This is a genomic window from Rhizobium rhizogenes NBRC 13257 (assembly GCF_000696095.1).
In the GTDB taxonomy this organism is placed as follows: domain Bacteria; phylum Pseudomonadota; class Alphaproteobacteria; order Rhizobiales; family Rhizobiaceae; genus Rhizobium; species Rhizobium rhizogenes.
Map to the genome: position 1 here is coordinate 114,018 of NZ_BAYX01000011.1, position 14,380 is coordinate 128,397.

Annotated in this window: 14 protein-coding genes; 5 read left to right on the top strand and 9 right to left on the bottom strand. The window is 60.0% G+C overall.

Annotation, left to right across the window (positions count from 1 at the left end):
- Window positions 1–12: 12 nt before the first annotated feature.
- The 4 genes from otnI to RRH01S_RS23325 all read left to right on the top strand — a co-directional run bounded on the left by otnI (window position 13) and on the right by RRH01S_RS23325 (window position 3,222).
- On the top strand, window positions 13–795 hold the full coding sequence (otnI, locus tag RRH01S_RS23310; protein ID WP_042474356.1) for a 2-oxo-tetronate isomerase: 783 nt from the start codon (window positions 13–15) through the stop codon (window positions 793–795).
- On the top strand, window positions 792–2,072 hold the full coding sequence (gene otnK, locus RRH01S_RS23315) for a 3-oxo-tetronate kinase (RefSeq protein ID WP_037219931.1): 1,281 nt from the start codon (window positions 792–794) through the stop codon (window positions 2,070–2,072). Before otnI ends, otnK begins: the two co-directional genes overlap by 4 nt.
- Window positions 2,073–2,092: 20 nt before the next feature.
- Window positions 2,093–2,731, top strand: a complete 639-nt coding sequence (gene otnC, locus RRH01S_RS23320; RefSeq protein WP_034516067.1) for a 3-oxo-tetronate 4-phosphate decarboxylase — start codon at window positions 2,093–2,095, stop codon at window positions 2,729–2,731.
- A gap of 152 nt (window positions 2,732–2,883) precedes the next feature.
- A complete protein-coding gene (locus RRH01S_RS23325) occupies window positions 2,884–3,222 on the top strand; it encodes a hypothetical protein (RefSeq protein WP_034516770.1) in 339 nt (112 codons plus the stop codon).
- Between the two features lie 75 nt (window positions 3,223–3,297).
- On the opposite strand, the gene RRH01S_RS23330 is transcribed toward RRH01S_RS23325, so the two are convergent.
- The 4 genes from RRH01S_RS23330 to RRH01S_RS23345 are packed head-to-tail and all read right to left on the bottom strand — an operon-like array spanning window position 3,298 to window position 7,860.
- Entirely contained in the window at window positions 3,298–3,774 is a 477-nt protein-coding gene (locus RRH01S_RS23330; protein WP_037219928.1) for a response regulator, read from the bottom strand.
- Window positions 3,771–6,104: a PAS domain S-box protein gene (locus tag RRH01S_RS23335; protein WP_042474358.1), complete on the bottom strand. Its 2,334-nt coding sequence runs from the start codon at window positions 6,102–6,104 to the stop codon at window positions 3,771–3,773. The genes RRH01S_RS23330 and RRH01S_RS23335 overlap by 4 nt, the downstream gene beginning before the upstream one ends.
- Window positions 6,105–6,115: 11 nt before the next feature.
- On the bottom strand, window positions 6,116–6,769 hold the full coding sequence (locus tag RRH01S_RS23340; protein ID WP_034516060.1) for a response regulator: 654 nt from the start codon (window positions 6,767–6,769) through the stop codon (window positions 6,116–6,118).
- Window positions 6,766–7,860, bottom strand: a complete 1,095-nt coding sequence (locus tag RRH01S_RS23345) for a sensor histidine kinase (protein ID WP_229202632.1) — start codon at window positions 7,858–7,860, stop codon at window positions 6,766–6,768. Before RRH01S_RS23345 ends, RRH01S_RS23340 begins: the two co-directional genes overlap by 4 nt.
- Before the next feature lie 274 nt (window positions 7,861–8,134).
- Between RRH01S_RS23345 and RRH01S_RS23350 the strand changes: the two genes are divergently transcribed.
- Window positions 8,135–8,530 carry an SgcJ/EcaC family oxidoreductase gene (locus RRH01S_RS23350; RefSeq protein WP_015917792.1) on the top strand — a complete coding sequence of 132 codons (396 nt, stop codon included), beginning with the start codon at window positions 8,135–8,137 and terminating at the stop codon, window positions 8,528–8,530.
- Between the two features lie 79 nt (window positions 8,531–8,609).
- On the opposite strand, the gene RRH01S_RS23355 is transcribed toward RRH01S_RS23350, so the two are convergent.
- The 5 genes from RRH01S_RS23355 to RRH01S_RS23375 all read right to left on the bottom strand — a co-directional run bounded on the left by RRH01S_RS23355 (window position 8,610) and on the right by RRH01S_RS23375 (window position 14,287).
- Complete coding sequence (locus tag RRH01S_RS23355) at window positions 8,610–9,416, bottom strand: ABC transporter ATP-binding protein (protein WP_034516054.1); 807 nt, start codon at window positions 9,414–9,416, stop codon at window positions 8,610–8,612.
- Complete coding sequence (locus tag RRH01S_RS23360; protein ID WP_037219921.1) at window positions 9,413–10,402, bottom strand: ABC transporter ATP-binding protein; 990 nt, start codon at window positions 10,400–10,402, stop codon at window positions 9,413–9,415. The genes RRH01S_RS23355 and RRH01S_RS23360 overlap by 4 nt, the downstream gene beginning before the upstream one ends.
- Window positions 10,403–10,405: 3 nt before the next feature.
- A complete protein-coding gene (locus RRH01S_RS23365; RefSeq protein ID WP_007691759.1) occupies window positions 10,406–11,263 on the bottom strand; it encodes an ABC transporter permease in 858 nt (285 codons plus the stop codon).
- A 3-nt stretch (window positions 11,264–11,266) separates the two neighbouring features.
- Window positions 11,267–12,271, bottom strand: coding sequence for an ABC transporter permease (locus RRH01S_RS23370; protein ID WP_007691761.1), 1,005 nt, complete (start codon window positions 12,269–12,271; stop codon window positions 11,267–11,269).
- 117 nt (window positions 12,272–12,388) lie between these two features.
- Window positions 12,389–14,287: an ABC transporter substrate-binding protein gene (locus RRH01S_RS23375; RefSeq protein WP_034516049.1), complete on the bottom strand. Its 1,899-nt coding sequence runs from the start codon at window positions 14,285–14,287 to the stop codon at window positions 12,389–12,391.
- Window positions 14,288–14,380: the final 93 nt, after the last annotated feature.

Consider the following 14,380-nt stretch of genomic DNA (forward strand, 5'->3'; position numbering starts at 1 on the left):
GAGACAATCAGCATGCCCGTCTTTGCGGCCAATCTGACGATGATGTTCAACGAGTGGCAGTTTCTCGACCGTTTCGACGCGGCGGCGGAAGCCGGCTTCACCGCCGTCGAATACCTCTTTCCCTATGAATTCGCGCCGGAAGCAATCGCGGAACGGCTCGAACGCAACGGATTGACCCAGGCGCTCTTCAACATGCCGCCCGGCGATTGGAACGGCGGCGAGCGCGGACTTGCGGCCCTTCCCGATCGCTTCGAGGAGATGAAGTCGAATGTGGAAAATGCGCTCGACTATGCCGAGGCAACCGGCGTCAAGCGCCTGCATCTGATGGCAGGTCTGGCCAAGCCCGACGACGAGACAGCTATCCGCGCCTATCGCCGCTCCGTCGAATATTGTGCCGCACGACTTGCCGAAAAAGAGCTGGATCTGGTGCTGGAGCCAATCAACGGACGCAACATGCCGGGCTACTTCCTCAATGATTTCAATCGTGCACGAGCGCTGATCGGGGAATTGGGCCGACCCAATCTCAAGCTTCAGTTCGACATCTACCATCGGCAGATCATGCATGGCGATGTCGCGATCGCCTTGCGCGAGATGATGCCGATCATCGGCCATATCCAAACCGCGAGCGTACCCTCCAGGCAGGAACCATGTAGCGAGGAGCTCAACGACGCCTTTCTGTTCGCCGAGATCGACCGGCTCGCCTATGAGGGCTTCATCGGCTGCGAATATATTCCGCGAAACCATACGCTCGACGGCCTCGGCTGGTTTGCACCGTTCAAAAGGATAAAGGGATGACACTCTTGCTCGGAGCGATTGCCGACGATTACACCGGTGCGTCGGATCTCGCCAACACGTTCACGAAGAACGGCCTGCGCACGGTGCAGACGATCGGCATCCCCGATCCCGATCTGCCTCTACCGGATGTGGATGCAGTCGTCGTCTCCCTCAAGATCCGCTCGGTTGCAGCGCAGGATGCCGTTTCCGCCGCGAGCAAGGCCGAAGCCTGGCTGCGCGCCCGCGGCGCGATCCATGTCCTCTACAAGATCTGCTCGACCTTCGATTCCACCGACGCCGGCAATATCGGCCCGGTGACGGACGCGTTGCGCAAGGCGGTGGGCGGCGACCCCGTCATCGTCACCCCCGCCTTCCCGGAAACCGGCCGCACCGTCTATGCCGGTCATCTGTTCGTCAACGGCGTGCCGCTCAACGAGAGCCCGTTGAAGGATCATCCGCTCAATCCGATGCACGACGCCAATCTCGTGCGGGTTCTTGCCCGGCAATCCTCCGGTAGCGTCGGGCTCGTCGATCTCGCAACCGTTGCCGGTGGTCCGGACGCTGTTAGCGCAAGGCTTGCCGCTCTTCGAGACACCGGCGTGACAGCCGTCATCGCCGATGCAGTATTTGAAAGCGATCTGGAGACCCTGGGCACCGTTGCGCTGGAAACGCCGCTCTCCACAGGCGCTTCCGGGCTCGGCCTTGGCCTTGCGCGAGCGCTCGTGCGCTCCGGCAGGATCCCGCATCCGGCGCAGGCAACCGAGGATGCAATCGGCCCTGTCGGCGGTCTCGCCGCCATTGTCGCCGGCAGCTGTTCGACGGCAACTCTGCGCCAGCTTGCCGAAGCCGAGCGTTCGATGCCCGTTCTGCGGCTTGACCCCGAAAAATTGCTCTCCGGACCTGACGAGCTTTCATCCGCCATCTCCTGGGCGGGCGACAGGATATTGGCCGGGCCGGTGGTCATCGCCGCAAGCGCCGATCCGCAAGCCGTTGGCCGCGTGCAGGCGCGCTATGGTCGCGAGGCCTCCGGCCATGCCATCGAACATGCCACATCGGTGATTGCCGCCGAACTGGTGTCTCGCGGCGTGCGGCGCCTGATCGTCGCCGGTGGCGAGACATCCGGTGCTGCCGTCGACAAGCTCGGCATTCCCGCTTTCCTGATCGGCCCGGAAATTGCACCCGGCGTGCCCGTTCTCCAAACGGTCGGACATATCAAGGGGAACATGCTGCTTGCCCTGAAATCCGGAAATTTCGGCGGCGACGACTTCTTCACCGCCGCACTTTCCATGATGCATTAGGCAATCGAGGTAGGGACACCATGACCGAAGAAGCGGAACTGCGCGACAAGATCGCCCGCATGGGCGCGCTGCTCTACAATCGTCAGCTGGCCCATGGCAGCGCCGGCAATCTCTCCGTCCGCCTCGACGACGGTTCGATCCTGGTGACGCCCACCAATTCAAGCCTTGGATTTCTGGACGCTGCCAGGATATCCAAGGTTTCTCCCACAGGCGAGCTTCTGGCGGGCGATCCGCCCTCCAAGGAAGCCTTCTTCCATCTTGCTGTCTATGAAGAGCGACCCGCTGCCCGCGCAGTGGTGCATCTTCATTCCACCTATTCGGTGGCCGTCTCCTGCCTGTGCCATGACAATACCGACAATGTGCTGCCGCCGCTGACCGCTTATCACGTCATGCGGGTCGGCAAGCTCCCGCTGCTGAAATACTTCCGGCCGGGAGACAGAGCCCTGGCGGAAGCCGTGCGTCTTGCCGCCCGTGACCATCGCGCCATGCTGCTCGCCAATCACGGACCGATCGTTTCGGGCAAGACATTGGAAGAAGCAATCTACGCCTATGAGGAGCTGGAAGAGACATCCAAGCTCTTCTTCCTATTGGGAGACCGCAAGACGTCCCCCCTTTCTCTCGAAGAGGTTGCCGAACTCAACGCGGCCTTTCCAAGCTGATTTCAGCCCCCGAGAACAAAAAACCTCCCAGCCGAATTTCGGTGAACGGCCTATTCACGCCATGTTCACCTGCAAAGAGTCATTGTGGAAACACTCGATTAACCGAGTCGAAGATTTGCATTTCAAGACGCATCGCGTCGGAGGTGATCATGATGAAGAAGACAATTCTCACGGTTTTGCTCGCAGCTACGGTCGCCGGCAGCGTGTTGGCCCCAGCCGGCTTTGCCCAGGCCCAAGAGTATGGTCGGTACCGCGATTGGAACGATGGCCCGCGCCGACATCATCACCATAATGGCGGTGCCATCGCTGGCGGCGTAGCAGCCGGGCTTATCGGCGGCTTGATCGGCGGCGCGATCGTCAATGGTGGCGGCGGTGGCTATGGTTATGCAGCTCCTCCCCCCCCTCCGCCGAGATGCTGGAGTGAAAGCCGTCCGGTTCAAAACGAATATGACGACGGCTGGCATTACGAGCGGATGCGCGTCTGCGATTAAAGACCTCGAATCTTAACGTCTAAACATGAGGCGCCGACACCATCGGCGCCTTTGTCGTTTGCAGCCGCTCGTCCCTCAGCGGCTCGTGGGATCACTACCGCGCCGGACGAACGGGGATTGTCCCGTCAGCTCGGTCAGCGCCCGAAACAGGAAGCGTGTTTCGAGCAGATTGAATATTCTCAAAAGAGTTTCCACCGCGTCGATCGGCTTTACAAGAAAGTCCTTGGCGCCGAGCGACAGAGCCCTGCGCCGGGTTTCGATCGAAATATCGGCCGTTAGCACGACGATGGGGATAAAGGACGTCGGCCCCGTCAGCCGGGAAAAGGCGTCCAGAAGCGCAAAACCGTCGATATGGGGCATCATCAGGTCAAGCAGGATGATATCCGGGCTGATCTCGTTGAAAAGCCGGACGGCCTCCCTGGGATCGGTCGTCGTCGTCACCTTCTTGAAGCCTTCACGGCGCAACAGTCGCTCCAGAAGAGCGACATTGGCGGCCTCGTCGTCGATGACCAGTACGCTCGCTTCGGCGGCGATATCGATTTGCGGGTTCATTGCGCCATAACCTCATCGAGCGTCTGAAGGAACTGTCTTATGTCGAGCGGCTTCGCAAGAAAGCGCGTTGCCCCCTTCTGCAGCGCACCCTGCCGCGTCGCTTCCGTCGCATCGGCACTGATGACGATCACCGGTATGGCCCGCGTCTCACTATCAGCCCTTAGACTTTTCAATACCTCCAGGCCACTGATATCCGGCAGATTGATGTCGAGCAGGATGAGATTTGGTTGATGCTCGCGCGCAAGCGTCAATCCGACACCGCCCAGCATGGCCGGAATGACCTTGGCGCTGCAATACCGCGACATCACGTTTTCGATCAGGTTCAGGCTGGCGGGATTGTCCTCGACACAGAGGACGACATCCAGTTCACGCTTGCCCGCGAGAGGAGCCGGAGACTCAGCCGCAATACGCGGTATGACCGACGAAGACGACGCCGCCGGCGCAAAGACGGTGAACGTCGTGCCCTCCGTACCGGTAGAACCAAGCTCCAGCTTTCCGCCCATCGCCTGCATCAGATGCTGAGACAAGGCGAGCCCCAATCCGGTCCCCGACGTGGCGTTGCTGTCGGCGCCGAGACGCTCGAAAGGCTGGAATAGCCGCTCCCTCTTGTTCGGAGCGATACCGAAACCAGTATCGCTAATGTCGATGGCAAGCATATCGCCGTCCACAAGCCGGGTGGACACATGCAGCGTTCCTCCTTCGCGATTGAATTTTATCGCGTTGGACAGAAGGTTCAGAAGCACCTGGAGGAAACGTCTACGATCGATAGTGACAGCGGCGCCGGCGGCATGATCGATCTCGACGACAATGCCGACCTTGCGAGGCGCGGCCAGCGGGCGGGCAAGGTCCACGGCCTCCCCAACGATCTCGCCGGCGTCCAGCGTTTCGATATAGAGCTCCATCCGCCCGGCATCGATGCGGGCTAGGTCGAGCAAATCGTCGAGCAAGCTGAGAAGATGCCGGCCGGCCCTCAGAATCTGGGCCAGGCTCGCCTGCGTCTCGGGCTCGTTCAGATCCATTTCCAAAATCTGGGCAAAGCCGAGAATGGAATTGAGAGGCGTCCTAAACTCGTGGCTCAAGCGCGAGTGAAAGGCGCTTCTGGCTTCGCTCGCCTGCTCGGCCTTGTATCGGGCGGCCAGCAACTCCTCTTCGTTGCGTTTGCGATCGGTGATATCGCGGGTGATCTTCGAAAAGCCCCGCGGATTGCCGTTCTCGTCGTGCAGCGCGGTGACCACGACATTGGCCCAGAAACGCGAGCCGTCCTTGCGCACTCGCCACCCCTCGTCTTCGACGCGGCCATCGGCCTGCGCCCGCTCAAGCTCTTGGCTTGGCAGCGTATCGCGAACCTCTTGCGGATAAAATCGCGAGAAATGCTCGCCGATAATCTCGTCGGCCGTATATCCCTTGATCCGCTCGGCGCCCGAATTCCAGCTCACCACCCGCCCCTGCTGGTCGAGCCCGAAAATTCCATAGTCGTGGACGCCATCGACGAGGAGACGGAAGCGTTCCTCGCTTTCGCGAAGCGCGTTTTCGCGTTGCTTGAGGAGAAGGCTTGCCTCCTGAAGCGCTCGCGAGAGCGCACCGAGTTCGTCGCGCGCATGTTCTCCCGATGTCACCGGCTGCCCCATCGCCAGAAGACGCGCCGTCTTTTGCAGCGAGGCAACCCGCCGGACGATGCCGTTCGACATCAGAATGATCGCCACGACACAGCCGACCAGACCGACGATCGCGCCGATGATCGTGATCCACTGGGCTCTGTCTCGGATGGCATCGGCTTGCTTCGTCCGCTCCTGAAGAAGAGCATCCTCGCGCTCGCGCATCTGCTGAATGCGGGCGCGCAGCTCATCCAGCACCACCTTGTTGTCCACCAACGTGCGGCGCATGTCGTCATTGATCGACTGATTGCTCCCGCGGCCCTTTTCCAACAGATCGTTGAGGCCAGCAAGCTTCTGGAAGACAAGCGGCTCCATGCCGTCGAGGCGGGCGCGCTGCTCGGCGTCGGTTATCAATGGCCGCATTGCGGCAAAGACGCTGGGGAGTTCGGCATTGGCCTTTTCGAAGGGCTGAAGAAACGCGGCGTCTCCGGTCAGCAGGTAGCCGCGAACACCCGAGGCGCCCTCGGCCAAAAGTGCATGCAGCTCCAGAATGTCGGACTGGATGGCGAAGGTCACGCGCACATAATCTTCGGCGCGGCGGCTTTCCCGATCGGCCAGGAACGCGGATCCAAGAGCGATCAGCAGGCAGATCAATGGAAGAGCGATCACGATCACTCCCTTGCGAGCAAGGGGCTGATCGAGGAAGCGAAGGGACAGGCCCGTCTTGTCGGTCATGTCGCCACTCGTCAAAGCTCGTTCTTTCGCAGCAGACCCGCCTGGATCGCCAGAACCGCCGCCTGCGTGCGATCAGTGACGCCGAGCTTGCTCAGGATGCGCTCGACATGCACCTTCACCGTCCCCGGTGAAATCGACAGCGCTCGCGCGATGCCCTTGTTGGTTTCGCCAGTGGTCAGGCTACAGAGAATTTCGCGCTCCCGGTTCGTCAGTCTCTCAATGACCATCTCTGCCGGCGATTCTCGGTCTATCCTCGCCAGCATCTTGCGCATCAGATCCGCGTCAAAAAACGCCTGTCCATCCAACACGATATCAATGGTGCGCAGCAGGCTCTCGCGGCTGACATCCTTGAGGAGATAACCGCTCGCCCCAACCTTGATCGCCGCACTGAGGTAGTCGATGCTCTCATGCATGGTGAGCATGACGATCTTGGTGTCCGGAGCGATTTTCCGGATTTCCGCGGCAGCCCCGAGACCATCGAGCGGCGTCATGCGAATATCGAGGAGGATGAGATCTGGACGCAAGCGATCGCACAACTCGACCGCCTCCAGCCCATTCTTTGCCTGTCCGACGATGTCCAGGTTCTCCGATGTCGCAAGAACGGCGGCAATCCCCGAGCGCGCGAGATCATGGTCGTCGGCGATGACGATCGATGCAGTCTTCATGGAGACGATTCCCGGTTCAAGTCAGTTGGCACTTCCGCCAGCAGGCGGGTTCCAGCGCCCGGCGCGCTGTCGATCGACAGGGTTCCGCCGACCAGCGCCAGGCGCTCACGCATCGCCGGCAGGCCGACCCCATGTCCCCTCTCCGGCCGATGATCACTAGCGGCAAAGCCGCGCCCATCGTCGGATATCGTCAGCGTGACGATCCCTTCCGCGTTTTCGGCAAGCTCAATGCGAACATGCTTGCAGGCCGCATGTTTTTCAGCATTTGCGAGCGCCTCCTGGGCAACGCGATAAAGGACGATCTCGACGGCGCGCGGGAGCCGTGTGTCGCCAAGCTGATCCGAGAAGGAGACATGTTCGATCCGCATCGAATCCAGTTTCGCCCGGATCGCCGCGGCAAGACCGAGATCATCGAGTTCGGCCGGCCGCAGATCGGCGATGGCAAGCCTGATATCGCCGACACAGCGACGGGCAAGATCGATACAGTTGGTCAGCTTCTGGGCGGTCTGCACGTCAATATCCTGGCCGACCGTTGCTGCTTCCAGATGAAGCAGCAAGCTGACAAGGCTCTGGGCGACACCGTCATGAAGATCATAGGCAACGCGGGCGCGTTCTTTTTCCTGGGCGCCGATCATCTCGCCGACCAGATGGGCAAGCATGGCCTCGCGGCTCCGCAGCGCCTCTGTGAAGGTTTCACGCTCCTGCCGGCGCCTCTTGTCGTTGAGAGCCGCCAGAAGCTGGTCGGCAACGATTTTCAGCGTTTGCTGGTCGTCATCGGTCGTCAGGGCCTGCATCTCAGGTGCAAGGGACACAGAAATCTCGGGATCGTCTCCCTCGAGGTGGACGGTAAAAACGATTCCCAAGGACGGTTTCGACGCAGCGCGTTCGTAACGAATGGCCTCAGCCGCCGGGTCGCCGGGAAACTCGATCCGCGCGGCGGATGCGCCGCAGAAGGAACAAACAAGGGCAAGCACCTGCCGGGCGGCGATCTCGAAGTCCATCGTGTCGAGAATGGTTCGTGCCTCGACGATCAGCCTCAGGCGTGCGGCTTTTGCTTCGGACTCCCTGTAGAGCCGACGCAGTTCTCTCACGGGAGATTCTAGGTTTTCCACTGTCTCTGGTCTCTGGCACGAGCCGGCGCCTGATGCCCGGTATCGTCTTAGATAGACATTCCGTAAGCCGATGAACATACGCCAACCGGCATATCATTTCACCGCCAACCAGCAGATCGTTTCAGCATTTGAGCGGACTTATCTTCAGGCTACCGGCGATGAGGCCGGAGAAAACAGTCAAAATTGGAGATACCCCCTTATGTATAAACTTGTCATGGTCGCCGCTGTCGCTACTGTCCTGGCTGGCCAGGCAATGGCCGCCGAATGCACGCCGATCACCGAAAAGCAGGTGGAAGGCCTCTTCGACCGCTGGAACACTTCGCTCGCAACGCTAAGCCCGGAAAAGGTCGTCGAGAACTACGCCCCGGACGCGGTTCTCCTGCCGACGCTCTCCAACAAGCCACGCCTGACCCAGGAAGAGCGCAAGACCTATTTCACGGACTTCCTGAAGAAGAAGCCGCAGGGCAAGATCGACAGCCGTACGATCAAGATCGGTTGCGACAAGGTGATCGACACCGGCACCTATACCTTCACGCTTGCCGACGGCACGAAGGTTCCGGCCCGCTACACCTTCACCTACAAGTTCGAACATGGAAAATGGCTGATCACGTCGCATCACTCGTCGGCGATGCCGGAAACCCATAGCTAACACCGACCCACATGACGCGTTCCGATGCGCCTGAAACAGGGCGCATCGGAAATGCACCATTAAAGTCTGAGATCAAACATCAAATCTCCGGCGTCGTCGACAGCACTGCTTCCTTAAGAGCCTGGGAATAGGGATGCTGCGGATTGTCCAGAACAGCCCGCGCCTGCCCTTGCTCGACAATCTCGCCCTTCTTCATGATGACGATGCGGTCGCTGATATAATAGGCGGTCGCCAGATCATGCGTGATGTAGATGATCGATAGGCCCAGATCCCGCTTCAACTGGCTGAAGAGATTGACGATCGCCATGCGGAGCGATGCATCGACCATAGAGACCGGCTCGTCAGCGACCAGAAGCCGCGGTTGCGGTATGAGCGCTCGGGCGATCGCCGTGCGTTGCAGTTGACCGCCGGACAATTCATGCGGGAACCGGCCCTTCACTTCGGCCAAGGTCAGGCCAATATGCGAGAGCGCTGTATCCGCCATGCGCTCGATTTCCTCGCGGCTCGGCCGCTTGCCGTCGGGCGCGAAGCTCCTTGCTGTCTCGAAGAGATAGCGGTCCACCCGTTTCAACGGGTTGAAAGCCTCGAACGGGTTTTGCAGCACCGGCTGGACCTGCCGCATAAAGGCGCGCCGCTCGACCCTGCCGTGAACAGCGACGGGGCTGCCCCGGAAATCCAAGCGTCCTTCACTCGGCGCTGTCTGGCCGAGGATCATCGCCGCAATGGTCGACTTCCCCGAACCGGATTCGCCGACAATCGACAGGATCTCCGGTTCCTCCCCTAGCGTCAGGCTGACGTCATTGACGGCGGTGATATGGCGTCCGCCGAGCAGACCGCCCTGCCGGTAGATCTTGGTGACATGCGAAAGCGAAAGCAGATCCGTCAAATCCGTTCTCCCGTCACCGCAAAGCAGGCCACGCGCCGGTCCGGCTCGACTGTAACCATCGGCGGCACCTCGCGGCTGCAAATATCCATGCGCTTCGGACATCTCGGATGAAAACGACAGCCCTCCGGCGGCATGGCGAGATTGGGCGGCCGCCCTTCAAGCGAAGGCCGGGTGCTTGCGTCGCCGATGCGCGGAAGGCTCGCGACCAGATGCTGTGTGTAAGGATGCAGCGGCAAATGGAAGAGCTTGCGGGTCGGCGCCTCCTCGACCAGGCGGCCGGCATAGACAATACCGATGCGGTCGGAGACGGCGGCGTGTACGCCCATGTCATGAGTGACGAACAGGAAGGAGGAGCCCATATCGCGCTGGATCTCGCGGATCATCGTCAGGACGTCGCGCTGCACGATGACATCGAGGGCCGTCGTCGGCTCGTCGGCGATGATGAATTCCGGCGTCAGGATGGTGGCAAGTGCAATGGTCATGCGCTGGCGCATGCCGCCGGACAATTCGTGAGGATAGGCATCGAGAAGCTGCGGGTCGAGCTTCAGCCGCTGCAGGTGGCTCCCGACCCGGTCGAGGAAAGTAGCCCTGTCGACCTTCATGTGGCGAAAGGCGAAATCCGTGAACGAATGGCGAATGCGCCGAACCGGATTAAGCACGTTCATCGAGCCCTGCATGATGTAGGACAGATGCCGCCACCGAAGCGCCACCCTCGCCTCCGGCGTCATGCCATAAATGTCCTGCGTGCCGCCGTTGAAGTGGAAGGTGACACTGCCCTCGACAACCCTCAACGGCGGACGGATGGCGCCAGCGATGGTCTTGATGAGCGTCGTCTTGCCACTACTCGATTCCCCGGCAACGCCATAGATCTCCCCACGACCGATCGTCAGGCTGATATCGTCGACGGCGCGCACCTCGCGATCGACGCCATAGAGGAAGGCTTTGTAATAGGCTTTGAGGTTCTTGACTTCGACCACAGCGTCCATGACTTAGCCCCCCATCCGGTTCAGCCGGCTGCGCGGATCATTGTATTCGTTCATCGACATCGACAGCAGGAAGAGCGCCGTGAACAGGACGACGATGGCTGCGACCGGTGCCGCGACCCACCACCATACCCCGGCGATCAGCGCCGAATGCGCGTTCGCCCAGTAGATCATCATGCCCATGGTCGGGGTTTCGATATCCGTGAAACCGAGCACCGACAGCGTGATTTCCATGCCGATCGACCAGATCATGTTGTTCATCGTCGTGGCAAAGACGATCGGCAGGACATAGGGCAGATGCTCCTGGACGAGGATCTTGTACATGCTCATGCCGGAATAGACGCTCTGGGTCGTAAATGGCCGGCTCTTGAGGCTGATCGCAACTGAGCGGATCAGGCGCGCGTCGTAGGACCAGCCGAGCGAGGCCATCACCACGATCAGCACGGTCCAGGTCATTCCGTCCTTGAGCACGAAATAGAACAGAATCAGCAGCGGAAACTGCGGAATGACCATGATGCTGTCGTTGATCGCCATCAGCACCCGATCGACCACACCACCGAGGTAACCCGCCACAAGACCGACCACCAGCGAAATGATACGCGACAGAAAGGCCACGCCGATGCCGAAATAGAGCGTGTTCCTGAGAGCTGTCGTAAGCTGCCAGAAGACATCCTGCCCGCGCGAGGTCGTGCCGAGCCAGTAATCGCCGTCAGGCGGCATATCGGGCGGCAGGACATAGATGTCCGAGGGACCGTAGGGCGAAAAATAGGACAGGACTATAAGCCCGACGATCACTGCGAAAAGCAGCAGGCCGCAAAGGAATTCCGCATTCTGGCGGGCGAGGTCGCGAACGATCGTGAACATGCTTTATTCCACCCTGATGCGCGGGTCGATCAGCGGACCCAGAATATCGATGATGAACACGGCGGCAGCGACGCCGGTGATGGACAATGCGCTCAGCCCCAGCACAAGGCTGTAGTCGCCGGCATGCACCGCCGAAATCAGCAGATTTCCGATGCCGGGATAGCCGAAGACGATCTCCGTGATGATCGTCCCGTTGAAGACCGCCCCCAGCGACATGGCAAGGCCGGTAAACTGCGGCACCATGGCATTGCGCGCGATGTACGAGCGCAGGATACGGTTCTTCGGTACGCCACCAAGTTCGGCGAAGGTCACATAGTCCTCGGTGATGATATTGGAGACCAGCGCCCGCATGCCGATCAGCCATCCGCCCGTGCCGACGAGGATCAGCGACAGCGCCGGCAGGATGGAGTGCTTCAGAATGTCGAGAACCAGCGCAAAGGACAGTTGCAGATTGGTGTTCATCTCATATCCGCCGTTGATCGGCAGGATCGGCCAGAGATAGCCGAACAGGATGATCAGCACGAAGGCGAGAATGTAATAGGGGATAGGCTGCATCGCGATGAAGACGAGGCTGACAGCTTTCAGCACCATGCTCTTGCGATAATAGCCCGCAAGCGCGCCGATTGTGTTGCCGAGGATGAAGGTAAACAGCGTCGCAACCGTCATCAGGCCGATCGTCCACGGCAAGGACCGCAGGATGATGGTCGAGACGGGCGTCGGAAAGGCGGAGAGCGAAGGTCCGAGATCACCAGTCGCGAGACGCGTCCAGAAATGCACATATTGCTGCCAGAGCGAACCCTCCATGCCGTAGAGCTCGCGAAGTGACTGGCGCATGAGGTCGACGGCGCGAGGATCGGACTGCCCCATCTGTTGGATGGCGCCGATACTCTGCTCGACGGGATCGATTGGGGTCATATGAGTGATGAAGAAGGTCGCGGAAATACCGAGAAAGACAACGAGCAGGAACTGGCCAAATCGCTTCAATACGAAAATGGGATAGGACGCCATGCCGTCGTTTTCCTTGCTGCTTGCGCTTCATCACTCTTCAAAAAAGGGTCGCCGGACTCGCTTAATGTCCGGCGACAGGTGCCTGACGCGACAGAGCCGCGTCAGGGTTGGGAGGATTTATGGCTGCGCCGGCTTCAGCTTGACCATCATCAGCCGGGAATTCGCCCAATTGGGAACCGGATCGGTATAAGGGTCGGCGATCGTCGGGTAGCCTTTCCAGTAGGTGGTATCCATCGACGTGAACACGTTGTAGGACATCAGTGGAATGGTCGGCATTTCGCGAGCGACAAGCTTCAGATAGTCCTTGCCAAGCTCGATACCCTTCGGATCGTCAGCACTCACCCGACGGATGCTCTCGATGATCTTGTCGAGTTCCGGATTGGACCAGCGCTGCCAGTTGCGGGCCGACTGGTTCTCGCCTTTCTTGGCAACAAAATCCGAATGCCAGCTCTCGAGGAAGAACGACAAGTCCGGATCGCCGCCCCATGTCTCAACGCTCCAGGCGATCGCGCATTGGAAATCGCCTGTTGCCAGCCCCTGCCAGACGGCGGAGGACGGAGCAGCCTTGGAGTCGATGCCGAAGGCAGCCCATTGCTGGGCGATCAGAGTGCCAGCGCGGGTGAAGACCGAGCGCGTATCGCCTTCCACAGTCAGGCGGATCTTGAAAGGCTGGCCGTCCGGCGTCATCCATTTACCGCCGACCTTCTTGAAGCCGGCCTTTTCCAGAAGCTCGGCCGCTGCCTGCGGATCGGGCTTCCACCAGCCATAGCCGAAGGCTGTGCTGATGGCCGCCGGATCGGTCGGAATCTGATCCTTGTACTTGGGCTGCTTGCGCAGCATATCGGCGACCTGCTGGCCGATCGTCGGGTCATAGGGCTTGATCTTGCGCTTGCCGGTATCGACTTCAAAATCTTTAAGCCAATCCTGCAACGGCGCCTGATAATCCTTCATGGCAATGGCCGTCGGCGGAACGCCAAGCGCTGAGAGCGTGGCGGCACCGCGATAGCTCGCCATGTCGACCGCCTTGATATCGATGAGCAGCGCAAGTGCCCAGCGAACATCGGGGTTCTTAAACAGTGGATCCTGCGTGTTGAAGATCACCGCCGGCAGCGTCGGATCGGGATGGGCGAAGGGGAAGCCCGGGAACCAGCTCTCACTCGTCTTGGATTTCTCCTTCAGCGTGAACATGCCTTCCGGCGTGTTATCGTGAATAATATCGAGATTGTGCTCCAGCTGGGCGATCGTGCGTTTATCCGGCGGGCCTGGATCCACGTAAGTGACATATTTCGGCCCCGGCTCGCCAAGGCGGGCAAGCGAGGTGCGCTGCCAATCATCGCGTTTTTCCCAGGTGTACCATTTGCCCTGTGGATCAAAACTTTTCAGCTTGTAGGCGCCGAGCGAGACCGGATTGGCGAAATCGTAGCGCACCGGATCGGCGACTTTTTCAAAGACATGTTTCGGCATGATCCAGGCGCCATTCCACCGTACGGTGAAGATGGCGTGGAACCGCGAATTCGGCTTCTTCAGCTTGAAGACGACGGTATAGGGGTCGGGCGCCTCGACACTGGCGACCTGCACGGAAAAGGCAGCGCTCCAGTTCATGCCTGGATGGTCCATCTGGGTCTTCACCGTATAGACCACGTCATCGGCGGTGAACTCGACGCCGTCGCTCCAGTAGAGCCCCTTGCGCAGCTTCACCGTCATCTGGGTAAAGTCGTCATTATATTGCGGCTTGTCGGCGGCGAGAGAATTGTCCCAGGCCGAACCACCTAGCCCCTGTTCAGGGTCGATGTACCAGAGCGTATCCATCGTCAATTGCTGCAGGCCAGTCGAGACACCACCGCCGCCATTGACCCAGACATTGAACCAGCCGGGATTCTTGATCGTCCCTTCCGGGTTCTCGACAATCAGGGTCTCCTTGCGCGGCAAGGTCGTATATTCCTGTGCCTTGGCCGCCGCGACCAGACCGAACGTGGCCAGCGCGACACCGAAAGCAAGCTTCTTCCACTTCTGCATGATCTCCTCCCTAGTTATCCATCGGACGGCGAGCCAAACAAGGTGAGGCAAGCCGTGACTTTCAAACTCCCTGCGTTAGCCGGACCTTGAGCA